General features: G+C 59.4%; 20 protein-coding genes. 9 read left to right on the top strand and 11 right to left on the bottom strand.

The genetic code is table 11. The features are described 5' to 3' along the window. Window positions 1-8 precede the first annotated feature (8 nt). Window positions 9-1,229: an iron-containing alcohol dehydrogenase gene (locus DXC99_RS06195; protein WP_117629631.1), complete on the bottom strand. Its 1,221-nt coding sequence runs from the start codon at window positions 1,227-1,229 to the stop codon at window positions 9-11. Between the two features lie 254 nt (window positions 1,230-1,483). On the opposite strand from DXC99_RS06195, the gene DXC99_RS06190 reads away from it, so the two are divergent. Next, entirely contained in the window at window positions 1,484-2,047 is a 564-nt protein-coding gene (locus tag DXC99_RS06190) for a ferritin family protein (protein ID WP_070097113.1), read from the top strand. Between the two features lie 241 nt (window positions 2,048-2,288). Here DXC99_RS06190 and DXC99_RS06185 read toward each other — a convergent pair whose 3' ends face one another. Together DXC99_RS06185 and DXC99_RS06180 are read right to left on the bottom strand one after the other, a co-directional pair. Next, entirely contained in the window at window positions 2,289-3,170 is an 882-nt protein-coding gene (locus DXC99_RS06185; protein ID WP_117637840.1) for a hypothetical protein, read from the bottom strand. Window positions 3,171-3,711: 541 nt separating this feature from the next. Further along, window positions 3,712-5,148, bottom strand: a complete 1,437-nt coding sequence (locus DXC99_RS06180) for a PLP-dependent aminotransferase family protein (protein WP_117629629.1) — start codon at window positions 5,146-5,148, stop codon at window positions 3,712-3,714. Window positions 5,149-5,293: 145 nt separating this feature from the next. Between DXC99_RS06180 and pdxS the strand changes: the two genes are divergently transcribed. Together pdxS and pdxT are read left to right on the top strand one after the other, a co-directional pair. After that, window positions 5,294-6,184: a pyridoxal 5'-phosphate synthase lyase subunit PdxS gene (pdxS, locus tag DXC99_RS06175; RefSeq protein ID WP_117629628.1), complete on the top strand. Its 891-nt coding sequence runs from the start codon at window positions 5,294-5,296 to the stop codon at window positions 6,182-6,184. Window positions 6,185-6,204: 20 nt separating this feature from the next. Continuing rightward, window positions 6,205-6,792: a pyridoxal 5'-phosphate synthase glutaminase subunit PdxT gene (gene pdxT / locus DXC99_RS06170; protein ID WP_117629627.1), complete on the top strand. Its 588-nt coding sequence runs from the start codon at window positions 6,205-6,207 to the stop codon at window positions 6,790-6,792. Between the two features lie 340 nt (window positions 6,793-7,132). Here the strand turns inward: pdxT and DXC99_RS10415 are convergent, their stop codons facing one another. Together DXC99_RS10415 and DXC99_RS06160 are read right to left on the bottom strand one after the other, a co-directional pair. Next, window positions 7,133-8,044, bottom strand: a complete 912-nt coding sequence (locus DXC99_RS10415) for a hypothetical protein (RefSeq protein WP_035137032.1) — start codon at window positions 8,042-8,044, stop codon at window positions 7,133-7,135. 152 nt (window positions 8,045-8,196) lie between these two features. Then, on the bottom strand, window positions 8,197-9,612 hold the full coding sequence (locus DXC99_RS06160; RefSeq protein ID WP_117629626.1) for an MFS transporter: 1,416 nt from the start codon (window positions 9,610-9,612) through the stop codon (window positions 8,197-8,199). A 205-nt stretch (window positions 9,613-9,817) separates the two neighbouring features. Between DXC99_RS06160 and DXC99_RS06155 the strand changes: the two genes are divergently transcribed. Next, the gene (locus DXC99_RS06155) at window positions 9,818-10,228 is read left to right on the top strand and encodes a peptide deformylase (RefSeq protein WP_117629625.1); all 411 of its coding nucleotides are present in this window, start codon (window positions 9,818-9,820) and stop codon (window positions 10,226-10,228) included. Between the two features lie 199 nt (window positions 10,229-10,427). Here DXC99_RS06155 and DXC99_RS06150 read toward each other — a convergent pair whose 3' ends face one another. Next, a complete protein-coding gene (locus tag DXC99_RS06150) occupies window positions 10,428-11,909 on the bottom strand; it encodes an aminotransferase class I/II-fold pyridoxal phosphate-dependent enzyme (RefSeq protein ID WP_117629664.1) in 1,482 nt (493 codons plus the stop codon). A gap of 201 nt (window positions 11,910-12,110) precedes the next feature. Beyond that, a complete protein-coding gene (locus DXC99_RS06145) occupies window positions 12,111-12,968 on the bottom strand; it encodes a LysR family transcriptional regulator (protein WP_233505684.1) in 858 nt (285 codons plus the stop codon). Between the two features lie 118 nt (window positions 12,969-13,086). On the opposite strand from DXC99_RS06145, the gene DXC99_RS06140 reads away from it, so the two are divergent. Next, entirely contained in the window at window positions 13,087-13,998 is a 912-nt protein-coding gene (locus DXC99_RS06140; RefSeq protein WP_117629623.1) for a DMT family transporter, read from the top strand. Between the two features lie 102 nt (window positions 13,999-14,100). Here DXC99_RS06140 and bsh read toward each other — a convergent pair whose 3' ends face one another. Then, the gene (bsh, locus tag DXC99_RS06135) at window positions 14,101-15,066 is read right to left on the bottom strand and encodes a choloylglycine hydrolase (protein WP_117629622.1); all 966 of its coding nucleotides are present in this window, start codon (window positions 15,064-15,066) and stop codon (window positions 14,101-14,103) included. 131 nt (window positions 15,067-15,197) lie between these two features. After that, window positions 15,198-15,617 carry a peptide deformylase gene (locus DXC99_RS06130; RefSeq protein ID WP_117563534.1) on the bottom strand — a complete coding sequence of 140 codons (420 nt, stop codon included), beginning with the start codon at window positions 15,615-15,617 and terminating at the stop codon, window positions 15,198-15,200. Between the two features lie 193 nt (window positions 15,618-15,810). Between DXC99_RS06130 and DXC99_RS06125 the strand changes: the two genes are divergently transcribed. The 4 genes from DXC99_RS06125 to DXC99_RS06110 all read left to right on the top strand — a co-directional run bounded on the left by DXC99_RS06125 (window position 15,811) and on the right by DXC99_RS06110 (window position 22,070). Next, window positions 15,811-17,124, top strand: a complete 1,314-nt coding sequence (locus DXC99_RS06125) for an NCS2 family permease (RefSeq protein WP_117629621.1) — start codon at window positions 15,811-15,813, stop codon at window positions 17,122-17,124. Window positions 17,125-17,331: 207 nt separating this feature from the next. Continuing rightward, the gene (locus tag DXC99_RS06120; protein WP_158551666.1) at window positions 17,332-19,104 is read left to right on the top strand and encodes a carbohydrate-binding domain-containing protein; all 1,773 of its coding nucleotides are present in this window, start codon (window positions 17,332-17,334) and stop codon (window positions 19,102-19,104) included. 308 nt (window positions 19,105-19,412) lie between these two features. After that, a complete protein-coding gene (locus DXC99_RS06115; RefSeq protein WP_158551665.1) occupies window positions 19,413-21,197 on the top strand; it encodes a carbohydrate-binding domain-containing protein in 1,785 nt (594 codons plus the stop codon). Window positions 21,198-21,404: 207 nt separating this feature from the next. Further along, a complete protein-coding gene (locus DXC99_RS06110) occupies window positions 21,405-22,070 on the top strand; it encodes an alpha/beta hydrolase (RefSeq protein WP_117629618.1) in 666 nt (221 codons plus the stop codon). A 61-nt stretch (window positions 22,071-22,131) separates the two neighbouring features. On the opposite strand, the gene DXC99_RS06105 is transcribed toward DXC99_RS06110, so the two are convergent. Together DXC99_RS06105 and DXC99_RS06100 are read right to left on the bottom strand one after the other, a co-directional pair. Then, entirely contained in the window at window positions 22,132-23,466 is a 1,335-nt protein-coding gene (locus DXC99_RS06105; protein ID WP_117629617.1) for a uracil-xanthine permease family protein, read from the bottom strand. 122 nt (window positions 23,467-23,588) lie between these two features. Then, complete coding sequence (locus DXC99_RS06100) at window positions 23,589-24,722, bottom strand: 5-methyltetrahydropteroyltriglutamate--homocysteine S-methyltransferase (RefSeq protein ID WP_233505683.1); 1,134 nt, start codon at window positions 24,720-24,722, stop codon at window positions 23,589-23,591. Between the last annotated feature and the right edge of the window lie 92 nt (window positions 24,723-24,814).

The following is a 24,814-nucleotide window of genomic DNA, read 5'->3' as shown; positions in this document are numbered from 1 at the left end:
GGGCCCTCCTAGTTCTCATCCTCAAACATACCACCCGCGACGACCTCGTACATACGCTCGAGCTCCAAACGGTCCATCAAAAGTGGAACGGGGTATAGCGGATTGGCCTCGGCATCGGCATGGGCCGCCATTTGCGGAATATCGGAGCGGCGAATGCCCGTCACATATTTGGGAATGCCCAAGGCGGCATTCATGCGGTCGACCCAATCGATAAAGGCCTCGGCCGCAAGACTGTCCTGCGCGTTAGCCGGCGCGATACCGGCCATGCGAGCAAGATCGGCAAGCGTGGGGGCGGCGGCGTCACCATAAGCGCGAAGCATGTGCGGCAGGATGATGGCGTTGGCCAAGCCGTGCGGAATTCCGTATCGGCCGCCCAGACTATGCGCGATGGCATGCACATATCCGACATAGGAGCGGGTAAATGCAACACCCGCTTTATACGCCGCCGAAAGCATATTGCGACGAGCGCGCATGTCGTCGCCATGCTCATAGGCCTCGAGCAAATTGTCGCGGATGAGCTGCACCGCCTGACGCGCCATCTTGCGCGTGTAGGGCGTGGTGCTGCGCCCGATAAAGGCCTCGACGGCATGCGTCAGAGCATCCATGCCCGTCTGCCCCGTAATGGAGGCGGGCAGGCCACGTGTAAACTCGGGGTCGTGTACCGCAAAGCGCGGGATCAGCACAAAGTCGTTAATGGGGTACTTGTAGTGCGTCTCGTCATCGGTAATGACCGCTGCGAGCGTGACCTCGCTACCCGTACCTGCCGTGGTGGGAACGGCGATGAGCAGCGGCAGGAGACGGTGGACGCGCAACAGGCCGCGCATCTTGTTGATGGGCTTGTTTGGCTGTGCGATGCGTGCGCCCACGCCCTTGGCACAGTCCATGGCCGAGCCGCCGCCAAAGCCGATAATGGCCTGACAGGCGCTCTCGCGATACAGGGACGCCGCTTCCTCCACGTTTGAGACCGTGGGGTTCGCACGCGTTTCGGCATAGACCGTAACGCCAATTCCCTTGGACGCGAGCGCCGTCTCGAGCGGCGCCGTGAGCCCCAGACGGGCAATACCGGGATCCGTCACGATAAGAACCCGCTGTATCGAGCGCTTTTGAAGCACCGCGGGCACGTCCTCGGCATGCTCCAAAATGCGCGGCTCGGTATAGGGCAGGATCGGCAATGCGATGCGAAAAACCGTCTGATATGTTCGGCACCAGGCACGACGGGCTAGATGCATAAAGGAAACTCCTTCATTTGTTGATAGGTCAACATTTGCTCGACCGATTGTACTCAGCGGAGGTCTCGAGCGGCCTGGCAATCGTTAATCAATCAACATCTTCACATGCCCAAAATTATTTTATTAAAAATCATTCCTAATAGGCTTCACATTCGGTCGCATTTATGGATAATAGAACTCGTCAAGACGCACGTCCGGAGAGGGCCCTTACGGGACCGGACGAGCGCACAATCGCCATCGATCGAAAGGATCGAATCATGAAGTTTGTTTGCCCCGTTTGCGGTTATGTGGAAGAGTTCGACGGCGACCAGCTGCCCGAGGACTTCAAGTGCCCCCAGTGCGGCGTTCCCGGTTCTCGTTTCCTGAAGCAGGAGGAGGGCCAGCTCGAGTGGGCTGCCGAGCACGTCGTGGGCGTCGCCAAGATGGAGGGCGTCTCCGAGGACATCGTTGCCGACCTGCGCGCCAACTTTGAGGGCGAGTGCTCCGAGGTCGGTATGTACTTGGCCATGGCTCGCGTCGCTCATCGCGAGGGCTATCCCGAGATCGGCCTGTACTGGGAGAAGGCTGCCCACGAGGAGGCCGAGCACGCCGCCAAGTTCGCTGAGCTTCTGGGCGAGGTCGTGACCGACTCCACCAAGAAGAACCTCGAGATGCGCGTTGAGGCCGAGAACGGCGCCACCGCTGGCAAGACCGATCTCGCTAAGCGCGCCAAGGCCGCCGGCCTCGATGCCATCCATGACACCGTGCACGAGATGGCTCGCGACGAGGCCCGCCACGGCAAGGCTTTCGCCGGCCTGCTGAAGCGCTACTTTGGCTAAGCCAACCGCTTGAGACATAACCTCTAGCTCGATGAGGCCCGGACCGTATTGGTTCGGGCCTTTTTGTGTCTCGAGGACTCGTTAACGCCCTGAAATAGAGCTATCTTCGGCATCGGTCTCTCGTCAAAAACTAAGTGAGTAGACTTTTCGAAACTTGCCGAGCAGACCATCCGTATTGCTTTATGAAGTCGCAGGTAAATGACTTGTTTCAAAACGGCCTGGTCGCCAAAGTGTCAAAAGCCTACTCACTTAGAACCGCAGCCGTCCACGATCGAGCTGTTTTGCGTCTAACGGGCATCTTTCCGTCGATTACTCCCAATTTTGTCCAGTCAACGAATAGTTCAGACCGGAGTAATGTCTCAGCCCTTTGCTCATCTGAGCTTTTATCACGATATTCAGCATCGAGCATCCTGCATACGGCCTTAACGATCGCGCGGAATCTATCCCCATCGGATATCTGTCTGTGTGTCAGGAGAAGCACATCGTAGCCCATGGCCTGAAGGGCCGTCATGCGGTCAGCGTCACGCAAGCCATCTCCTGCGCGTCCGTGTGAGGCCTTTCCCTGACATTCAATGGCCACCTGTCGCCTGCCGTCCGGCGAAGACAAAAGTAGGTCGATATATACACGGGACTTTCCCACAATCGCTCGAGCACTTGTGCTTAGCATCACTTCAACATTAAGCTCTATGCCGCAAAAACCTTCGCCTCCCAGGGATCGCGGCAGTGCAAGTAGCAAATACGCCTCGACCTCAAAAGGCGACGCGGCGCCCAATGGAACGAGTTGCGATACCGCTATAAATCTATTGCCGTAACGCATCCCGCAAACATCTGAAAAAAAACGGTCAAGGTCTCCGCCCAAAACCAAAGCGTCTCGACGCCATAAATTTGAAGCGGCGCCGTCCTCGGACGGGCAGCGCACCCAACCGAACGTTGTCGAAATCGCGCCCGAATCAATTGCACGCGAAAGCTCCGCCTCAAGTGCCGCCGGCAGGGCACACACCGCAAACAAGCCACACATCTCCGCCAATACCAAAAGAAGCTGAAGATCCGTCAGATGCCGCAACATGATGAATGCCGTCAGTAGAGGAGACGTAATCAAAACCCCATGCTCCGTTTCCAGCACGGATTCCCCGGGAAGCTCACCAAGAAACAGCCGCTGCCTAATGCTGGCAGGACAAGTCCGTTTGTTTCTCGACCGAACCAATGTATACAACGGAAAACCGAGCGCGACCGCAGCCGTCGGGTTGCGGGCGAGATCATATCGCTGCCGGTCTTCTTCCGGTCGTGGAAGCGGCGGACACAAAGCGCGGACTTGAGGAGGCAAACGCCAGTACCTAAAAGCTGATATGTCACAAAGTAGATCCTTCATAGGCACAGGAAAACACGAATTTCAACCCAGTCAGTCACGCATTGGCGCGAACGCACCAAAAATGGCGCCGAACGGACTGCCGAGTTTTCAACAGCCCTCCCCAACTGGCCAAAAGCTTGCCAAGAGCTGGACGAAGCCCTGTTGAAAACCCCATTTTTTCTCATGCAGGAGCTTTGCGCGGCAAGTGAGTAGACTTTTTTGAACATCCCGATCAGGCCGGTCATCCTGCTTTTCAAAACCGCAGGTAGATAGCTTGTTACAAAACTGCCTGGTCGCCAAAGTGCTAAAAGTCTACTCACTTAGGTTGCAGAGCGCCCCCCATTAGCTGCAATTCCAAGGTAGTTAGTACTTTTGGACTCAGATCGTCATACTGAACAAGAATTTGAGTTGAGTTTTCAGGGACAGATGCGCCATCGGCACACCAAAAACAGTCACCGATATCGATAAAAGGGATGCTCGAGCGCGTGAGGGCCCGTGCAAAAGTGCTTCCGCCCATTCCACGCTCCGCAACCACGATACAGTAAAGGCCCGCGTCTGCATGCTCGATCGAGACTTCCCCTGCCGGAAACGTTTTCCGTACAAGCGTCGCCAGGCCATCACGCGCCTCGCGAGCACGAACGCGTACGCGGTTCACATGTCGCTCGTAATCACCCGATTCCAGCAAACGAGCCAAAGCGACCTGGTCAACAGAGCTCACCGACGAGGCGTAAAAACCAAGGTTGTGCCTAAACCGCTCCATTAGCTCATCGGGCAACACCATGTACGCTAGACGCAACGCCGATGACAGGCTCTTCGAAAACGTGTTGGTGTAGATAACCGACTGGGCGGCATCGATCGACGCGAGCGCGGGAATCGGCTTGCCGGCAAGGCGAAACTCACAATCAAAGTCATCTTCGATGAGATACCGACCTGGTCGCTCGGCGGCCCAGCTCAGCAGCGCATAGCGACGCGCAATGCTCGTCACAAGGCCGGTCGGATACTGATGGGACGGCATCAGGTGAAGGACATCGGCCCCGGCTTTCTGCAGAACGCTCAAGTCCACGCCCTCATCATCCAACGGGATATGTCGAACTTCGCAGCCCATAGCCTGATAGATGCGCGTCAGGCGCAAATAGCCCGGATCTTCAACGGCATACACCTTGTCGGCTCCAAGCAACTGAACCAACATGGTATCGAGCAGCTGGGCGCCCGCACCGATGACGATGTTGTCGGGATTAACATTCATGCCCCGTGTCCCGCGCAGATGGCGAGCGATTGCGCGTCGTAGCCGAGCGGTGCCCTGTGCCGGCGCAGTCGAAAAGATTTCGCGTTCATCTTCAGATGCCAGCGTCGCCCGCAGCGCGCTTTGCCAAAGCCGCGCCGCCTCCAAAGCGGAAGGAGAAAGCGCATCGAATCGCTCGACCTGTCCGTTGACATCACGCGCACTGGGGCCCGCAGAGACGGCATCTCGGTCGATGCCCTCCGCAGCCGAAGCCAAAACCGGTGCATCCGGAAGCTCGCAAGCGTAGTAGCCACGACGCGGCATTGAGCAAATATAGCCCTCGGCAAGTAGCTGGCTATATGCATTCTCGATGGTAATGACACTGATTCCCAGATGGCTGGCAAAGGCGCGCTTAGACGGAAGATGTTCCCCCGCCGCAATACGTCCAGCAACGATATCATCTCGAATTTGCTGGTAAATATACTCATAGAGCGATGCTTCGCCGCGTTTTTCCAAATTGTAGTCAAACATGAGTTTATCACCTGACCATATCGAACCGTTCAATCTGGTATTATTCTGACCTTGTTATTATCTCGAAAACTGAGTATTTCGCCATACCCAGCTCCCCGATAGGATGTTCCGTCAAGCAATGTACATGCCAACCAAGGGAGCAACCATGGCAGAACAGACCAGCAAGGCCGATCGCGTCAAACTCAATCGCGAGCTCGCGCAGATGCTCAAGGGCGGCGTCATCATGGACGTCACCACGCCCGAGCAGGCACGCATCGCCGAGGAGGCAGGCGCCTGCGCCGTCATGGCTCTCGAGCGCATCCCGGCCGACATCCGCGCCGCCGGCGGCGTGTCGCGCATGAGCGACCCCAAGATGATCAAGGGCATCCAGGAGGCCGTCTCCATCCCCGTCATGGCCAAGTGCCGCATCGGTCACATCGTCGAGGCGCAGATCCTGCAGGCCATCGAGATCGACTACATCGATGAGTCCGAGGTTCTCTCCCCCGCCGACGACGTCTATCATATCGACAAGACCCAGTTTGACGTGCCGTTTGTCTGCGGCGCCCGTGATCTGGGCGAGGCGCTGCGCCGTGTTGCCGAAGGCGCCACGATGATTCGCACCAAGGGCGAGCCGGGCACGGGCGACGTCGTCCAGGCTGTGCGCCACATGCGCAAGATCCAAAAGCAGATCCGCGACGTAGTTGCCCTGCGTGACGACGAGCTCTTTGAGGCAGCCAAGCAGCTGCAGGTGCCGGTCGAGCTGGTCCGCGAGGTCCATGCCACGGGCAAGCTCCCCGTCGTGAACTTTGCCGCCGGCGGCGTAGCGACCCCCGCCGACGCCGCGCTGATGATGCAGCTGGGCGCCGAGGGTGTCTTTGTCGGCTCGGGCATCTTTAAGAGCGGCGACCCCGCCAAGCGCGCCGCCTCCATCGTTAAGGCCGTGGCAAACTTCACCGACGCCAAACTCATTGCCGAACTTTCTGAGGACCTGGGCGAGGCCATGGTGGGCATCAACGCCGACGAGATCGAGATCATCATGGAGGAGCGCGGACGCTAGTCCAGCAGAAAGGATCGCACATGAGCGATTACGCAGACCAGACGGTCGCCGTGCTGGCGGTCCAAGGCGCTTTTGCCGAGCACGAGGCAAGGCTATCCGAGCTGGGCGCACGTTGTATTGAGCTGAGGCAGGCGGCCGATTTGCAGCAGAACTTTGACCGCCTGGTCCTCCCCGGCGGCGAGTCCACCGTTCAGGGCAAGTTACTTGCCGAGCTTGGTATGCTCGATGAGCTTCGCACCCGCATTGTTGAGGGCATGCCCGTCCTGGGCACCTGCGCCGGCTTGATTCTATTAGCGCGCGATCTTGCCGCCCACGACGATAAGGGGACGCCGCGCTTGGCAACCATGGATGTGCTCGTTGAGCGCAATGCCTACGGCAGGCAACTCGGCAGCTTTCGAGCCAAGGGGCAGGTAGCCGGCATCGACGGTGAAGTGCCGCTGACGTTTATCCGTGCGCCCCGCATCGTCGAAGTGCACGGCAATGCCCAGACTTTGGCTAACGTCGATGGCCGCATCGTCGCCGCCCGCCAGGGCAACCAGCTCGGCGTAACCTTCCACCCCGAACTCGATGAAGACACCCGCCTCCACGAACTGTTCCTACAAATGTAGGCGGAATAGAAACGAGCGTGGATTTTCGCACACACAACAAATGAGAGTGGATAATCTCCCACTTTGAGCTTGAATGCAGGCTCAAACCGGGAGATTATCCACTCTCGTGCTATGTAGTCGTTTAAGAACGTCCCCAATGACTACTTTTTGGCAGGCTTGGATTAAGGCAACGCCGATGTCTTGGTACCGACAGCGAAAACCCGCCAGAGCGAGCAAGGTGCCTTGAAACAAGGCGGCATTGACCTTCTGGTCATGCCGCCGAAGTTGAAAGGCAGATTGCCGCTCTGGCGGGTTTGCAGCGTCAACTAGTTACGCGGGTTGGTAAACCCGCGTAACCCAACTAGAAGCGGTTGCCGCGGAAGCCGCCACCGTTGCGGCCGCCGCGATCGCCGCCGCGACCGCCGCGGTCGTTACCACGGTTGCCGCCGAAGCCGCCACGGTTGCCACCGCGGTCGCCATAGCCACCACGGTTGCCGCCAAAGCCGCCGCGACCGCCACGGTCGCCGCCACGGTCACCAAAGCCGCCACGGCCGCCACGATCGCCACCGCGACCGCCACGGTCACCGCCGCGGCCACCGCGATCGCCAAAGCCACCGCGGCCACCACGGTCGCCGCCACGGCCACCGCGATCGTCACGGCCACCGCGAGGACCGCGGTCCTCGTCCAGGCCCATGGCGACGAGCGGAGCGATAACCTTATCGAGGGCAGCCATCAGCTCGGTGGCCTCCTCGTAAGAAAGCTCGGGCAGGAGCTTCTCCTTCTTGTTGGCAAGCTCGACCAGGCCCTCGGCGGCATCCTCGGCAGCGAAGACGACGATCTTGCGCATATCGCCCTCGGCGTCGTCGATGCGGCCGACCAGATCGGCAGCCTCGGCCTCGGCCATCAGGCCATCGAGCTCACGAAGGCGCATGCCCAGCAGGTCGGACATCTCCTTCTGCTCCATCTTGGGCTTGAGGTCAAGCAGCTTGATGGCGCGCTCGATGTTCGCCATGCGCTCGGCCTTGGCCTCCTCCTCCTTGGAAATAGCAAAGCGACGGCTACGCAGCAGGCGGGCGGCCTTCTGCATCTTGTCCATCAGCTCTTCGTCATCGTAATCAACGGCGGCCTCGACAACCTCGGCCTCCTCCTCGGCGGAAACCTCGTCAGCAGCCTCAACCTCGGCAGCTTCGGTCTCCACGGTCTCGACTGCCTCGACCTCGGCAGCCATGGTCTCGTTCTCGGTCTCGTTCATGATCTCTTCGTTCTCGGACATGAGACTCCTTCTTGGCCCTCTCGGGCATCATCGCCCCATTCGCGGGGCCCGTCGCGCACTCTTTGCGCTTTAAACATTCATGCCTCTCGGCAAAACGTCCATTAGTTTATGGTGTCGTCCGCTAATCTAGCTGCAGAATCTATGTGCACACATTAATGCGACATGTGCGACTCGCGGCGAGCGTACACAACCGACACCGCGAAGCCAACCAGGGCAATCACGGCCGCCATGCGCACGGCGGCTGCAAATCCAATCGCCTGGGCAACGTCCGTCGCCACGCCGGCAGCACCGGCAGCCGCCGCAGAACTCGAGAGCAGGCCGATAAACAGCGACGGGCCAAACGATGCGGCAATCATGTTCCACGTGTTGAGCAATGCCGTTCCGTGAGGATGCTCAGCGGCGGGCAGCGTCTCCAAGCCGGCCGTTTGCGAGGGGCTCAGCACCAAACCGACTCCGGCATACACCACAACGGTCAGCGCCACGACGACGCCGATGTTCATGCTTGCCGCCGTCATCGAGATGGCAGTCTGCCCCACGGCAATCAGGGCAAAGCCGACCGGTAGCAGCGGCCATGCGCCATGGGCATCCATCACGCGTCCGCCCACAATCGAGGTCACGGCGTTGCAGGCAATTGCCGGCAAAATGAGCAGGCCCGCGACAAGCGCGGTCATGCCGTATGCGCCCTCAAAATAGAGCGGCAACAAAACGCTCATCGAGAACGTCGTCATCATCGACACCACCACAAGCAGACAGGCAGGCCAAAAACGAACGCTCGTCATGGGACGCACGTTGAGCACCGGATGGACGAGCTTGAGCTGACGGGCCGCAAACAGGCCGAGCAGCACAACCGCGGCGAAAAGCGTCACGATGCCGGCCATCACATTGGCCGAGAACTCGCCTACGGAATACACGAACGCCGTAATGCCGGCGGCGAGCAAAATAACCGACAGGATATCGAGCGAAACATCCAGGCGCTCTCCGACATTTCGAACGAGCTTTGCACCCGCCGCAGCGACCACAACACCGCCCACCAGCGGCACTAGGAACACCGCCCTCCAGCCAAACAACGTGCACATAAGACCACTGATCACAGGTCCAAACGCCGGCCCCAGCGTAATGCAGGCACCGCCCAAGCTCAGATACAGACCGAGCTTCTCGCGCGGAGCGCAAGATAGCACCACATTCATCATGAGCGGAAACAAGATGCCCGATCCCGCAGCCTGCAAAATGCGACTTGGCAGCAAAACGACAAACGACGGGGCGACCAGGCACAGGACTTCGCCGGCGACCATGCAGCCGCATGCAAAGAACAGCAGCTTGCGCGTCGAAAAGCGTCCGGACAGAAAGGCCATGATGGCCGTAAAGATCGACGTCACGATCATGTAGCCCGAAACAAGCCACTGCGCCGTGGTGGCACTCACCGAAAAGGCCGCCATAATGTCGTGCAGCGCCACGTTAATGATGTTCTCGTTAAACGCGGCAACAAAGGCTGCGATATACATGACGACGAGAAACGCCGAAGTGCCCGATGGCGTTGCCCTAACTTGTTGCTGAGATTTGTTCCCCATGCATTTCCTTCCTCTTGGAACGACCGTCGCATCGCCCCGGAGGAACCGTCCAGGGCGAGAATGAGCCCTAGACTTACGCCAAATGCCGCAACACGACGAATCTGGCAACATGGTCCAACGTCGAAAGATCGTAACGCGGACGCGCTGCTTTCCTTCCGCGCTATTATTGAAAGTCCACGAAAGCATGAGACATGAGGAGCCCGCCATGATTAAGCCCATCATGAAATCCGAGTTCTTTTTGCGTCTGCCTTCCGAAGACGCGGGACCCGACGATGCCGCGACCGGGCAGGACCTCCTGGATACGCTCCTTGAGCATGAGCACGAGTGCGTGGGGCTCGCCGCCAACATGATCGGCGTGCGCAAGCGCATCATCTGCGTAAAGGACGGCAACAGGACGCTGCTGATGTACAACCCTCAAATTCTTGAGCAGGTCAATGCCTATCAGACGAGCGAAGGATGCCTCTCGTTGATCGGCGAGCGCCCCTGTACCCGCTACCGTCGCATTAAGGTGGAGTATTTGGACGAGAACTTCGTCCACCGCATCAAAAACTTCTCGGGCTACACCGCCGAGATCATCCAACACGAAATCGACCACTGTTGCGGAATTGTTATATAGTTCCGCCGTTCTACCGAACGGCGGACCACTTGACGCTGCGCGAGCCGCATTCACGCCAATCTGACGTTCAGCTTCAAGGGCGCGACCAAAAGGTCAGCGCCCTTTCGCTTCACGTCACCTTGGCGCAAATGCGGCTCGCTCGCTGTCGTATGCCTATCCTGCGACGTCTCAACCCTCGCAGCGGAAGATATCCAATCCCCTACGCTTGACGGTAATGATCGAAGAAGTCGGCGAGGTCCTCGAGCGACTCTTTGAGCACTTCCATACGCGGCAGGTACACGATGCGGAAGTGGTCGGGCTCGGCCCAGTTAAAGCCGCCGCCGCGGGTGATCAGGATCTTCTTCTCGTGCAGCAGGTCGAGGGCGAACTGCTCGTCATCTGTGATGTTGAATTTCTTGACATCCATCTTGGGGAAGATATAGAACGCCGCGCGGGGCTTGACCACCGAGATGCCATCGATCTTGCTGAGCGCCTCGTACACAAAGTTGCGCTGCTCATACACACGACCGCCAGGACGGATGTAGTCGTTGACCGACTGGTGTCCGCCGAGCGCCGTCTGGACGATTGACTGAGCCGGCACGTTGGAGCACAGGCGCATGTTCGAGAGCATGTTGATGCCCATAATAAAGTCGCTCATGCAGCGCTGGTTGCCCGAAAGCACCATCCAGCCAATACGATAGCCCGCGATCATATGCGACTTGGAAAGGCCGCTAAAGGTGACGCAGGGCAGGTCGGGGGCGAGTGATGCAATGGAGACGTGCTCGTAGCCGTCCATGCACAGGCGGTCGTAGATCTCATCAGCAAAGATCATCAGCTGATGCCTGCGTGCAACCTCGACGATACCCTCGAGCACCTCGCGCGGATAGACGGAACCCGTGGGGTTGTTGGGGTTGATGATGACGAGGGCTTTGGTCGCGCTCGTGATCTTGGACTCCATATCGGCCAGGTCGGGATACCAATCGGCCTGCTCGTCGCACAGATAGTGCACGGGATGTCCACCGGCAAGGGTTGCGCACGCCGTCCACAGCGGATAATCGGGGCTGGGAATCAGAATCTCGTCACCGTTATCGAGCAGCGCGTTCATCGAAAGCTGGATGAGCTCGGACACGCCGTTGCCCGTGTAGATGTGCTCCATCTGAACATTGGGCAGGCCCTTGATCTGCGAGTACTGCATGATCGCCTTGCGCGCGGAGAACAGGCCGCGCGAGTTGGAATAGCCTTCGCAGTCGGGCAGCTGCTGGCGCATGTCCTTAATGACCTCATCGGGCGTGCGGAAACCAAAGGGCGCCGGATTACCGATATTGAGCTTGAGGATGCGCTCGCCCTCGTCCTCCATACGGGCAGCCTCGTCGACGACGGGACCGCGCACGTCATACAGGACGTTATCGAGCTTGGTGGATTTAGAAAAAGTACGCATGGTGGTGCTCCTTGGAATTTGAGCTGAAGGACTAGGTTCGGATTTGGCAACGTTATGGGACGAGGACGTCTCGCCTCGATCGGCGTCACCGGCGAGCAGCCAGGTAACATCGACCTCCAAAATACGGGCGAGCAGCTCTGCCACATCACGCCGCGGGATCGTCTTGCCGCTCACATATTGGCTCATCTGACTCTTGCCGAGTTTTTTGCCGAGCATCTCCGATGCGCGGATCACGTCCGACTGGCGAACGTCGCGATCGGACATAGTCTGTCGCAGGCGATCGCTAAACGTCTCTTGGGCCACAGGAACCTCCTTGCTGGCAAAGTTCAATTTATAGGACACGAATTGAACCAAGGTTCAATTTAGCAAGCAGTATAGCGCCGTACCTAATTCGAAAGTTCAATTTCATAAGAAAACGTACCGAACTCCGAGATTTGCCCAAAGCGGACAATAACGTGCACGCGTTTAGAGGTATTCAAGGAATCGAGCAGCAGCAAGCGAAACGTCGGCCGTTCGATATATGGCGTTAATCTGCCGATGGGGACGTCCCTCGAGCGGACGAATGGCGACATTGAACTGGCAGCGCCGCAAGATGAGCTCCGGAAGGATGCTCACGCCCAAGCCGTCCTCGATCATGGCCATAATCGCATAGTCATCCCAGGTCGACAGTTTTGAGCGCACCGTCAGCCCCGCCCGACGGAACAGCGGCGTAATCTCGTCATCGGTGCCGCGTTCCAGCAGAATAAACTGCTCGTTGGCCAAATCGGCAAGTGAAACGGCCCCCTCACTAGCAAGCAGAGAGTCTGTCGGCACCACCGCCATCAACTCGTCGCGCACCAAAGATCGCGATGTCATGCCATTTTCTCGGGGCTCATGCGGGATAAAGCCCAGATCGCAGCGGCCCTGCGCCACCCATTGTTCAATCTCTGAATAGTCGCCCATCAGCAACTCGTAATCGACGTCTGGATAATCGGCGCGAAAACGCGCAATCACCGGCGGCAGTACGTGGGTCGCCACGCTCGAAAACGTACCGATGCAGATTTTGCCACGCATGAGCCCACGCATCTCATCCACACGCCGCTGCAAGCGAATGAATTCCTCGCAGAGCGCCTCGACAGCCGGCATGACCTGCCGCCCGTCGGCAGAAAGCGTCACGCCCTCGCGGCTGCGGTCGAGCACCTTAAAGCCCCAGTCGGCCTCGAGGTCGGCCACCATGCGGCTCACGCCCGATTGCGAATAGCTCAGGCGCTCGGCGGCGCGCGTAAAGCTTCCGGCGCGCACTGTCTCGAGCAGCACCTGCATCTTTTGAATATTCGTTTCCACGACACGCCTCCGCCTTTGCATGATGTTTTGTCATGTTATCCATGCATTATATTCGCTTTTCTTCTAAGGCAACCTCACCCATAGTGAACATGCAGGGATATGAAAGGGGCGGCTGCGCATGAACAACGGACTGATTACGTATTTAGCAGCATTGTTGTTGTTTGGCTCCAACGGCATCATTGCCGCGGCCATCGCGCTGCCGAGCTCCGATATCGTGCTGCTGCGCACCTTTCTGGGAGCCTTCTCGCTTGTCACCATCCTCGCCATCACCCAACGCCATAAACTGCAGGCGCCATCCCGCCCTCGCGAAGCTGTGGCCTTGATCCTCTCGGGAGCTGCGTTGGGCGCCAGCTGGATTTTTCTGTTCCGCGCCTATCAGACGATCGGCGTCGGCGTATCCTCGCTGCTGTACTACTGCGGCCCCATCATCGTCATGGCCCTCTCGCCGTTTATCTTTGGCGAAAAACTGACCGGGGGCAAAATCGCCGGCTTTATCGCCGTCGCCTGCGGCGCTTTTCTCGTTGCAGCGCAGGATCTCGGCGGCAACATGCCCATTGCGGGCATCGTCTGTGGCATTGCCTCGGCCTTCTGCTACGCGTTGATGGTCATCGCCAGCAAAGGCGCGCCACACATCGAAGGCCTCGAGAACTCTGCACTCCAGGTGAGCGCCGCCTTTGTGACCGCGCTGGTCCTCACGCTCGTCACCCAAGGCGCCCCCTCGTTCTTTTCCCCCGGTATCGCCGCAAGCATCGATTGGCGTGCCGTCGCTATGCTCGGCGTCGTCAACACCGGCGTCGGCTGCCTGCTTTACTTTAGCGCCGTCGCCAGGCTGCCCGTGCAGACCGTCGCGGTTGTCGGCTACCTCGAGCCGCTTTCGGCCGTTGTGTTCTCCGCCATCCTTTTGAGCGAAGGCATAACGCCGGTCCGCCTGATGGGCGCCGCGCTCATCATCGGCGGCGCGGTCTTTTGCGAACTCGCCGGCAAACGCGCAAGCACCAAGGCTGGTATCGCCCAGGCAGCGCGCGCTTAAGGGACATTTTCTCGGGGCGCATGCGGGATAAAGCCCAGGTCGCAGTGGCCCTGCACCTCACGGGAGATGCAGGGCCATTTTGCATTGCAGTAAAGCTATGGGCTACGAACGACGCGGCTCGGGAACCACGAGCCTATCGGGGCTCGCGCCCTCGGCATCCATCAGGCTCACGTAACGAATCGACGGATCCCCATACATCGCGTAGTAATAATTGCCCGTGCGCGCGCTAAAGCATCCGGTATAGATAGTCTTCTCGAACTTGCCATCGCCCATCCTGGACGCCCCCTCAATCATCACCACGCCCTCGAGCGAGCGGAACATGCGAACGACGTTTTCGGTCTCGCTCTCCTTTTGCGGGTAATTGGCATTGAGGTACGCCGCCTTTACAAAACGGCTCGGCGAATAGCAATCGCCCGGAATGCCGCGCATGCCGGCACCGGCTCCATAGGGCTTAAGCTCGGCGCCACGCCATGTCGCCGTCTGCGGAAAATCGCTTGTGGCGGTGATATAGGTGCGCAGGTTTTCCATGTGCCACGGGAAGGTCGGCTGGTTGGCAAGGGTGTCGACCGGATCGTCGTATACATGCAGGCCGTCAGCCATCATCTCGACCACGATGCTGCGCTGGCTGTCGCCGATAATCCAATGGAGCAGCGACACGCCCAGCCCCTCTCCGGCAGATTTGGCGACAATCACCGTGTCGCGCAGCGCGGCCTCGACCTCATCGACCGTCGAGAACGTCGCTGCCACCCACAGGGGAAACTCATAGGCCGCGATATTGTTCTTGCCGTCGACAGGGCCCTCGGCATACTCGGCATAGCCGGGAAAGTTGAGCCCCGCCACAGCCAGACCCGCATCGTTACCACAGTCGAAAAACATGGGATAGTTCTTGTAATCGATGCACATGCCGATTACCGCGTGTGCCGCCGACGCATCGTCGATAAACGAATACGGAATGTGGAACCCGCGCGGCATCACGCGAACCTGTTGGCCGTAGTCAAAGCTCCAGTCGAGGTTGCGGCCCAGATACATGTGGCCAGAATTATCGGTAAATCGAATGCTCGTGCACATAGCGCCTCCTAGCTTTACGGTCCTGCTAAGGTTATTGTCACCAAACAAAAAGGCGCTAAACACAAAAGCCCGGACATGACAACAATGTCACGCCCGGACCAAAAGAGACGAAGTGCGGTGCTTTGGTCCCCTTAGACCAACTTTCCAAGACAGTGGTCGATCATATGCTGGACCATCTGCGCCTCGAAGCCCACAAAGTCCTGCTTGCGCTCGCGCATCTTGCCATCGACGATCTGGTCAAAGGCAACCTTGCACTTGATATAGCGCGTGGACTTGGTGACCTCCTCGTGCGTCAGGCAGCTCTCCTCCATCTTGCTGGCGCCCAGGCCAAACACCAGACGGGGGTTGTAGAGCACGTGGGGCTCGCCGGCGTCGTCCAGGTAGACGCAGACCTTCTTGGTAACGCCGATCTGGTTGGCGGCCAAGCAGCCGGCATCATCGAGCGACTTGATGGTATCGATCAGGTCCTGAGCAACCGACTCGTCCTCGACGGTCGCAACCTCGCAACGCTGGGACAGGATAGCCTCGTCGTGGCAAAGCTCTTTAATCATACGTTCCTCCATAGGGGTCGTTGTAACCGCTTAAGTATACGGTACCCACACATTTTCATGCGATAAATACCGTCCGTCTGTTACAAAGCGCCGAACATCAACATGCGAGGAACAGCAAGGTTGTAAAGGCGATATAGTAAATGAGTTCGTGTCAATCGGCCTAAACTCGGGGCCGAACAAGGAAAGGGTATGCATGGACGAACTTTTTCACGTCAGTGAGCGCAAGTCCACAATCGGGACCGAACTTCGCGCTGGACTGACAACATTCCTGGCGATGGCCTACATCATCGCCGTCAACCCCGCAGTGCTCTCGGGCGCTGGCATTGATGCGGGAGCGCTCGCCTGCGCCACCTGCCTGGGCGCCGGCATCATGACCATCTGCATGGGCATCTTCGCAAACCGCCCGCTCGCCTGCGCTTCAGGCCTGGGCATCAACGCCATGATCGCGGGCATCACCACCACCATGTGCGGCGGTGACTGGCACGTCGCCATGAGCGTTATCTTCCTCGAGGGTATCGTCATCTTGCTGCTCGTCCTTTGCGGCCTGCGCGAGGCCATCATGGACGCCATCCCCGTGGTCCTGCGCCACGCCATCTCGGTGGGTCTGGGCCTGTTTATCGCCATGATCGGCCTGTGCGACGCCGGCATCATCACCGCTGGCGCCGGTACGCTCGTCGGCCTGGGCGACGTCACCTCCCCCACCTTTATCGTCGGTATCATCTCCATCGTCGTGACGGTCGCCCTGGCCTCCCGCAACGTGCCGGGCTCGCTGCTCATCGGCATCATCGTCGCCGTTATCGCCGGTATCCCGCTGGGTGTCACCCATGCCCCCGAGGGCCTCATCGCCCCGCTCGATTTCTCGACCTTTGGCGCCCCGTTTGCCAGCACCGCCGACGGCAACATGGCCATTGTGAAGGTCCTGACCGACCCGATGCTGCTCGTCGTTGCCTTCTCACTGCTCATGAGCGACTTCTTCGACACCATGGGTACTGCGATGGCCGTCGCCAAGCAGGGCGAGTTCTTGACCGAGGACGGCAATGTCGAGGACATCCGCCCCATCTTGGTCGTTGACTCCGTGGCCGCTGCTGCCGGTGGCTTTATGGGCGCCTCCTCCATCACCACCTTCGTCGAGTCCACTTCCGGCGCTGCCGACGGTGGCCGCACAGGCCTCACCTCCGTCACCACCGGCGTGCTGTTCATCCTCGCCGCGTTCTTCTCCCCCATCGTCTCCATCGTTTCCAGCGCCGCCACTTGCGGTGCCCTGGTCTACGTCGGTTACCTCATGATGAGCGAGGCCTCCGGAATCGACTGGTCCGACGTGTCGCAGGGCTTCCCGGCGTTCATGATCGTCGCCGGCGTACCCTTCACCTACTCCATCTCCGCCGGCATCGGCCTGGGCTTTATCGCCTACGTGGTCGTCGCGCTCTTTAAGGGAGAGGCTTCCAAGATCAAGCCGCTCATGTGGGTCGCGGCCCTTGCCTTCCTCGTCTACTTCTTCGTAGCGTAACGGCAAAGCTGCCAAAGCAGAACACCAAAGCGCGGAGTCGCATCGAGCGGCTCCGCGCTTTTCTTTTAAGCCCAGGCAACGCACGGACGCGCGATATATTGCTTCCCAAGTTTTGGACATTTTGCCCTCCAAACGGCACTACCGCCGGCCACATTCTGTAGATATGCTGGGCGTAATCGCATAGGCCCTATGAGGATGGGAGTAACCATGGCCGCCTTGTTCACGACCCCCAAGCGCAATGACAAAACCTCTGGAGCCCATTTTGTCGAGCCCGACGTGCGCCGTCGCACGCTGCTCGCACACGGCAGCTGGCGCCGCGTGACGCGCCGCATCGTTGTAGGCGCCGTATGCGCGCTTACGGTGAGCTCTCTGCTCATGCCGAGCATCTCGCTCGCGGCGGAGTGGGTCAACGTCGGCGGCACCCAGTACAATTACGGCACTGAGGCGGGCGACGCCGCCGGCACCTGGTCATGGGACGGTGCCGACGACATGAAGCTCAACAACTATAACGGCGGTGCAATCGAGGCCGCAGGCAAGCTCAACGTCAATTACTCGGGAAACAACACCGTCACCAACGGCGACGGCCACGGCATCTCGGTTGAGGATGGCAATGCTGAGAGCGCCGAGCTTAACATCCAGGGCGGTGCATCCGACACGCTCAGCGTGACGTCGTCTAGGGACACCATCACCTCCGACGGAGACATCAACATCGACGGAGCCGGCACCGTCAACGCCACGAGCACCAAGTCTGACGCCATTGACGCCGAGGGAGACATCACCATCAAGGGTTCGGGCACCGTCAACGCCACAGGCAAATCGGATGCCATCAGGGCGAGTGGCAATATCACGATCGACAACAGCGGAAACGTCACCGCCAAGGCCACCAGGGATGAGGGTATCCAAACTGGCGAGACCCTCACCATCAAGGGCGGCGGCAAGGTAGAGGCCAGCTCTATCGAAGACGTGGCGATTTGGTCTGGTGGCAACATCGATATCTCGGGCGGTAGCCAGGTCAAGGCAAACTCTAAGGAAGACTATGCCGTTAAGGCCATAGGCAGCCTCACGGTCTCGAACGCATCCCTTAACGCACATGGTGTTGGATACGGCATCTATACCTACAAGGGCATCACGATCGATGGCGCAACCGTGACGGTCCGTGCAAGTGCAGGGAGCGGTGAAGCCAGCGCCCTCTTCACCGACGAGGACGACATCGTCATCAAGAACGGCTCGACTGTGGATGCGTTCGCAGAAGACCAATTCTCGACCGCAATCTCCACCAGAAACTACAACCCCAACGAAGCGGGTGGTCACATCTACATTAGCGACTCCGTTGTCAAGGCTATAGCCCGCTATGTCGAGTCCGGTAGCGACAGCCCTGACCACTACAGCAACGACCAAAGCAGCGTGGTCATCCCTGAGCCTAGGGGTCTGAACATCGGTATCTTCGCCCAGACCAGCGAGGGCATCACGCCCGCGACTATTTCGATCGTCCGCAGCAAGGTCACTGCCGAAGGAGACACGGCGGCGATCTTCGCCCTTGCCATGAGCGCGGACGGCAAGGCAATCGGCACCATCGAAATCGAAGGCTCCACCATCCTGACGCCTGAAGGCGGCAAGGTCATTGACTATCGCAACAAAGAAGAGCTCAGCAACGGCGACATCTACGAAGCGGGTCAAACCATCGGCACGGGCGACGCCACGATCCACTCTCCCTATGACGCCGCTGTCGCCAAGAGCACGGTCATCGCGCCTCCCGAGGAGATCAAACCCGAGGAGAAGCCAGGCGAGACCAAGCCCGAGGGTTCCAAGTCCGAGGGCACGAAGACGACCAAGACCGTTGCAGTTGCAGCCACGGGAGCCAAGACCGCCGGCAAACTCGCGGCAACCGGCGACGCCTCGAGCGCAGCCATCGTGGCAGCCGCCCTTGCGGGAACAGCCGCCATCGCCGCGGGCACCGTGGTGAGCCGCAAGCGTGCATAGACGCCTCGATCTTTAACGCACGGGGCGGCACCCCCGAATACGCCTAGTCCGCACGCCGTTTAGCAACGCCACCGCCAAGCTCCCCTCCGGCGGTGGCGTTTCCTGTTTGCACTCGTATGGCGCACACGCGAGCGGAGTCGCAACAAGCGGCTCCGCGCTTTGTGATTAATGCCCGACAACGCGTAGGTGCGCAGCTTATTCCTCTTCCGGATTTTGGACATTTTGCCCTCCAAACGGCACTACCGCCGGCAACATCCAGCAGATACGCTGAATCTAGCCGTATAGGCCCTATGAGAACGGGAGCAACCATGGCAGCCTTGTTCACGACCCCCAAGCGCAATGACACTACCGCCGGAACCCATGTTGCCGAACCCGACGTTCGCCGTCGCATAGGACTCGCGCACGGCAGCTGGCGCCGCGTGACGCGCCGCATCGTCACGGGCGCCGTGTGCGCGCTCACGGTGAGCTCGCTGCTCATGCCGAGCGTCTCGCTCGCAGCGGAATGGGTCAAGGTCGGCGGCAACAAGTACAACACCGCGGCGAGCGACGAGGCCGGTACCTGGTCGTGGGACGGCGCCGACGACTTGAAGCTCAACAACTATAACGGCGGCGAGATCCAGGCCGCAGGCAAGCTCAACGTGAATTACTCGGGGACCAACATCGTCACTGCCGAATGGATCGAAGGCATCAACGTTTCTCATGGCACTAACGAGAACGCCGAGCTCAATATCCAAGGCGACGCGGGCAGCACGCTCAGCGTGACATCTACTGAGGACGCTATCCTCTCCACGGGTAATATCAACATCGACGGAGCCGGATCCGTCAACGCCACGAGCACTGGGTTTGACGCCATAAATGCCGGGGGTGATCTCGCTATCAAAGGTTCGGGCAACGTCAACGCCACGGGTGCATCGGATGGCATCAGGGCAAACGGTAATATCACGATTGACGACAGCGGAGCCGTCACCGCCAGGACTACCGAGGACAAGGGTATTGGAACCGACAAGAACCTCACCATCAAGGGTGGCGGGACGGTCGAGGCAAGCTCAGCTGATGGTGAGGCCCTTTGGAGCGGCGGCAATATCAACATCTCGGACGGCAGCCAGGTCAAGGCAAGCTCCGAGAAAGACGCTGCCGTCGAGGCCAAGGGCAGCCTCGCAGCCACAAACGCCTCCCTCAACGTAAACGGTGTTGAATATGGCGTCTATGCCCACAAGGGCATCACCCTCGATCATGCAAACGTGACAGTCCGCGCAAGTAAAGGCAGATACGGTAGCGCCATTGCCCTCTTCACCTACCCAGACGATATCGTCGTCAAGAACGGCTCCACCGTGGACGCGTTTGCGGAAGGCGAGGTTTCGGCTGCATTCTCCACCAGAAGCGATCGACCCAACGAGGAGGGTGGCCACATCTACATCAGCGACTCCGTTGTCAAGGCCATAGCCCGCTATGTCGAGAACGGCGACGGCCCCATCCCCTACAGCGAAAACCAAGATGGCGAGACGAGCCCCGAGCCCCAAGGCGAGAACATCGGCATCATCGCCCAGACCAGCGAGGGCGTCACACCCGCAGTCATCTCGATCATCCGCAGCAAGGTAACGGCCGAAGGAGATACAGCGGCAATCTTTGCCCGTGCCATGAGCGCTGACGGCAAGGCAATCGGCACCATCAAGATTGAGAACGCCGCCATCCAGACGCCCGAAGGCGGCAAGGTCATTGACTATCGCAAGCTCCGTGACGGCATCTACGAGGCAGGCCAAGCCATCGGCACGGGCGACGCTGTGATCGACTCCCCCTATAACGAAGCTGTCGCCAAGAGCATGGTCATCGCACCTCCCGAGGTAGCCAAGCCGGAAGACCCCAAGCCCGACGAGACCAAGCCCGCAGAAAGCAAGCCCGCGGAGTCCAAGCAGAACCCCAAGCCTGAGGGCTCAAAGCCGACCAAGGCCGTTGCGGCTTCAATCACGAAAGCCAAGACTACCGGCGTGCTCGCGGCAACCGGCGACACCTCGGGTGCGGCCATCGTGGCAACCGTCCTTGCGGGAACAGCCGCTATCGCCGCAGGCACCATGGCGAGCCGCAAGCGCTCTTAGACGCCTCTGCGCACATGGCAGCTCCCGCGAAGGCTCCGAGTCCCAGCACCGTTTAACAACGCCACCGCCGAGCTCCCCTCCGGCGGTGGCGTTTTCCATATGCGTCCGCAGGGTATGCACGAGATTGTCTTTGGTCTAGCCCAACCTGCATGAGCCGGCGTGCGACAATGGGGGCCGTCGATATCACAACGCCGAGAGAAGCCCGTCATGGAAGCGCATCAAAAGCAGATAACCGTTTATTCGAATCATACGGAAAGCGCGCCTGTCATCTACCTTCCTGTGGTCGTGGGCGACGGCAGCGAGGTTTATAAGTGTTGCCGAGAGCTCAACTGTCCGCCATTCGCCCTTGTCACCATTGGCGGGCTCGATTGGAATCGCGAGCTGAGCCCCTGGGCATGCGACGGGACCGTACGCGATGCCGAACCTTTCGGCGGCCAAGCTGCCGATTTTCTTGATGAGCTGCTGAATCAGATAATCCCCCAGGTCGAGTCGTCGCTTCCTCAGCCGCCCACCTGGCGCGGCATTGCCGGTTACTCGCTCGCGGGCCTCTTCGCACTCTGGTCCCTCTGGCAAACCGACGCCTTTGACCGCGCCGCGAGCGCATCGGGGTCGCTATGGTTTCCCGACTTTGTCGATCGCGCCAGCACGGCGCCATTTGCCAGCAGCCCGCAGGCTGTCTATCTGTCGCTCGGTAAAAAGGAGGCCAAGACTCCCAACCGCATGATGCGGCACGTACTCGACGATACGCGCGCAATGGAAAAGCTGCTCGGCGAACGTGGTATTCCCACGACGCTGGAGCTCAACCCCGGCAATCACTTTTCCCAGACCGACTTGCGCATGGCCCGCGGCATCCACTGGATACTGACGCATTAAATATGGTGCCCACGCGCATATACGCATGGGCACCATATCTTGTTTTAGCTGAACACAGCTGCTACTCAGCAGCCTCCTCAAGCTCGGAGACATCAAACTCAAAGTCGTTGCCCGGTAGGATGGCATTGAGCACAATGCCCACCAGCGAACCCACGGCAAGGCCCGAGAGCGAAATGGTCACGCCGCCCAGCTCCAACACGATAGCTCCGGCAGTGCTGTACGCAATGCCGAGCGAAAGCACCAGCACCAGGGCGGCCACCAGCACGTTGCGGTTGTTCTGGAAATCGACCTGGTTCTCGATGAGGTTGCGGACGCCCACGGCGCTGATCATGCCATAGAGCACGAGAGACACGCCGCCGATCACACACGCCGGCATGGCCGCAATGACAGCCGCGAACTTGGGGCAGAACGAGAGCACAATGGCACAACATGCGGCAATGCGAATCACGCGCGGGTCAAACACACGCGTTAGGGCAAGCACACCGGTGTTCTCGCCATAGGTGGTGTTAGCTGGAGCGCCAAAGAGCGATGCGAGAATGGTCGCCAGGCCGTCGCCAAGCAGCGTGCGATGCAGGCCAGGATCGGCGATGTAGTTACGCTCGCAAGTGGAGCCGATAGCCGAGATATCACCGATATGCTCGATCATGGTCGCAAAGGCCAGCGGCATAATGGTGATGATGGCCGTCGTGGCAAGACCGCTATCGAACTGCGGGCCAAAGAGCGCAAACACGGTGTTATCCCACACGACGGGCAAGCCAACCCAGGGAGCGGCTGCGACGCCCGAGAAATCAACCTCGCCGAGCGCAGTCGCAACGGCATAGCTCACCACAACGCCCAGCAGAATCGGCACGATCTTGACCATGCCACGGCCCCAGATGTTGCAGATGACGATCACCGCCACAGCGACAACGGCAACAAGCCAATTGGTCTGGCAGTTGGCGATGGCAGAGCTTGCCAAGATCAGGCCGATGGAAATGACGATGGGGCCAGTCACCACCGGCGGAAAGAAGCGCATAACGCGCTTGGCACCAAACGCGCGAAACAGGGCCGCCAGCACCGGATAGAGCAGGCCGGCACAGGCTACACCTAGGCAGGCGTAGGGCAAAAGCTCGGCCTCGCCGTTGGGCGCAATCGCGGCATAACCGGCAATAAAGGCAAACGATGAGCCCAAAAATGCCGGCACCTTACCACGCGACAGGAAGTGGAACAGCAGCGTGCCCAAGCCGGCAAACAAAAGCGTTGGCGACACCGAGAGGCCGGTGAGCACGGGCACCAGCACCGTGGCGCCAAACATGGCAAACAGATGCTGCAGGCCGAGCAAAAACATGCGCGGACGGCCGAGCGACGATGCGTCGTAGATGGCATCGGTGACGGCGGGCGTCGAAGACTGGGACATGGATGTCCTTTCGAATGGAAGGGCGATCGGGCATATCGGATAACCTGCCCGAACGATACGATCCGAACCATTGTACGCGATGCACCATGTCTCGCACGCGCCGTCACCTGCGAACGTTACTGCTACTTCCAAACGCGCTCGGCAATGCGTTTGACCAGCGCGATCTTTGCCCATTGCTCGTCCTCGGTCAACTTGTTGCCAATCTCGCAACTAGCAAAACCGCACTGGGGCGACAGATACAGGTTCTCGAGCGGAACATACTTTGCAGCCTCGTGAATACGCTCGACGATGGCATCCTCGTCCTCAAGCTCAGCGGCCTTGGTGGTCACTAGGCCCAACACGACCTTCTTGCCGGGGGCAACGTACTTGAGCGGCTCAAAGCCACCGGCACGCGGAGTATCGAACTCAAGGTAAAACGCATCGACGTTCTCGTGTGCGAACAGGTACGGCGCGATGGGGTCATAGCCGCCCTCGAAGGCATAGGTGGAGTGGTAATTACCACGGCACACATGCGTGTTGATGACCAGGTCGTCGGGCTTGCCCTCGATGGCGGCGTTGTTGAGCGCCACGCCCAGCTCGGACACCTTTTGCAGGTCGACCGGGCTCATACCAGTCTTTGCCACAAAGTCGGTATCGCAATAGATGCCCCAGGTGCAGTCATCAAATTGAACGTTGCGGCAGCCTGCGGCATACAGGTCGGCAATCACGGTGCGGTAGGCCGCCGCGATGGCGTCGGCAAGTTCCTCATCGGTCTTATAGACAGCGCGCAGGCTCTCCTGCTGGCCATCGCAGCGGTCGAGCGTAACCTCCGAGAACGTCTGGATCGGCGCCGGAATGGTCTGGCGTGCAACGTGGCCCTCCCCCTCGAGTGCCTTGACAAACTTAAAGTGCTCGACGAAGGGGTGGTTCTCGCCGCTGATGGGGCCGGTCACCACGGCGGTGTCAGCCGTGGTCTCCTCGTCGTGGAACATATAGCCCGTACGCGAGGTGCGGCGTTCAATGCCGTTGAGCCCCCACATAAAGTCGAGGTGCCAGTAACTGCGACGAAACTCGCCATCGGTAATCACCTGCAGACCGGCGGCCTTTTGCTTGTCCACCAGGTCGCGAATAGCCTCATCCTCGACGGCCTTAAGCCCCTCGGCATCAAGCGTGCCTGCCGCATAGGCAGCGCGGGCATCCTTTACGGCCTGCGGACGAAGAAAGCTGCCGACGATATCAGCGCGAAACGGCGCGTTCGGTTGAATTGAAGTGCTCATAGATATCTCCCTTTGCATTGGTTGCTTTACTGGGACAGAGTATGAGCGCTCATATAGCCATCGTAAAATATACGTTTATAACAGTTTGATAT

This window comes from Collinsella sp. TF10-11AT (assembly GCF_003437565.1).
In the GTDB taxonomy this organism is placed as follows: domain Bacteria; phylum Actinomycetota; class Coriobacteriia; order Coriobacteriales; family Coriobacteriaceae; genus Collinsella.
This window is presented reverse-complemented; position numbering and strand designations above follow the sequence as displayed.

What these genes read in the sequence shown, in the direction of transcription:
- DXC99_RS06115 (WP_158551665.1), top strand. Translation starts at nt 19,413, where the DNA reads ATGGCAGCCTTGTTCACGACCCCCAAGCGCAATGACACTACCGCCGGA.
- DXC99_RS06155 (WP_117629625.1), top strand. Translation starts at nt 9,818, where the DNA reads ATGATTAAGCCCATCATGAAATCCGAGTTCTTTTTGCGTCTGCCTTCC.
- pdxS (WP_117629628.1), top strand. Translation starts at nt 5,294, where the DNA reads ATGGCAGAACAGACCAGCAAGGCCGATCGCGTCAAACTCAATCGCGAG.
- DXC99_RS06110 (WP_117629618.1), top strand. Translation starts at nt 21,405, where the DNA reads ATGGAAGCGCATCAAAAGCAGATAACCGTTTATTCGAATCATACGGAA.
- DXC99_RS06180 (WP_117629629.1), bottom strand. Translation starts at nt 5,148, where the DNA reads ATGTTTGACTACAATTTGGAAAAACGCGGCGAAGCATCGCTCTATGAG.
- bsh (WP_117629622.1), bottom strand. Translation starts at nt 15,066, where the DNA reads ATGTGCACGAGCATTCGATTTACCGATAATTCTGGCCACATGTATCTG.
- DXC99_RS06195 (WP_117629631.1), bottom strand. Translation starts at nt 1,229, where the DNA reads ATGCATCTAGCCCGTCGTGCCTGGTGCCGAACATATCAGACGGTTTTT.
- DXC99_RS10415 (WP_035137032.1), bottom strand. Translation starts at nt 8,044, where the DNA reads ATGTCCGAGAACGAAGAGATCATGAACGAGACCGAGAACGAGACCATG.
- DXC99_RS06125 (WP_117629621.1), top strand. Translation starts at nt 15,811, where the DNA reads ATGGACGAACTTTTTCACGTCAGTGAGCGCAAGTCCACAATCGGGACC.
- DXC99_RS06140 (WP_117629623.1), top strand. Translation starts at nt 13,087, where the DNA reads ATGAACAACGGACTGATTACGTATTTAGCAGCATTGTTGTTGTTTGGC.
- DXC99_RS06100 (WP_233505683.1), bottom strand. Translation starts at nt 24,722, where the DNA reads ATGAGCACTTCAATTCAACCGAACGCGCCGTTTCGCGCTGATATCGTC.
- DXC99_RS06160 (WP_117629626.1), bottom strand. Translation starts at nt 9,612, where the DNA reads ATGGGGAACAAATCTCAGCAACAAGTTAGGGCAACGCCATCGGGCACT.
- DXC99_RS06130 (WP_117563534.1), bottom strand. Translation starts at nt 15,617, where the DNA reads ATGATTAAAGAGCTTTGCCACGACGAGGCTATCCTGTCCCAGCGTTGC.
- DXC99_RS06150 (WP_117629664.1), bottom strand. Translation starts at nt 11,909, where the DNA reads ATGTCCGATCGCGACGTTCGCCAGTCGGACGTGATCCGCGCATCGGAG.
- pdxT (WP_117629627.1), top strand. Translation starts at nt 6,205, where the DNA reads ATGAGCGATTACGCAGACCAGACGGTCGCCGTGCTGGCGGTCCAAGGC.
- DXC99_RS06105 (WP_117629617.1), bottom strand. Translation starts at nt 23,466, where the DNA reads ATGTCCCAGTCTTCGACGCCCGCCGTCACCGATGCCATCTACGACGCA.
- DXC99_RS06120 (WP_158551666.1), top strand. Translation starts at nt 17,332, where the DNA reads ATGGCCGCCTTGTTCACGACCCCCAAGCGCAATGACAAAACCTCTGGA.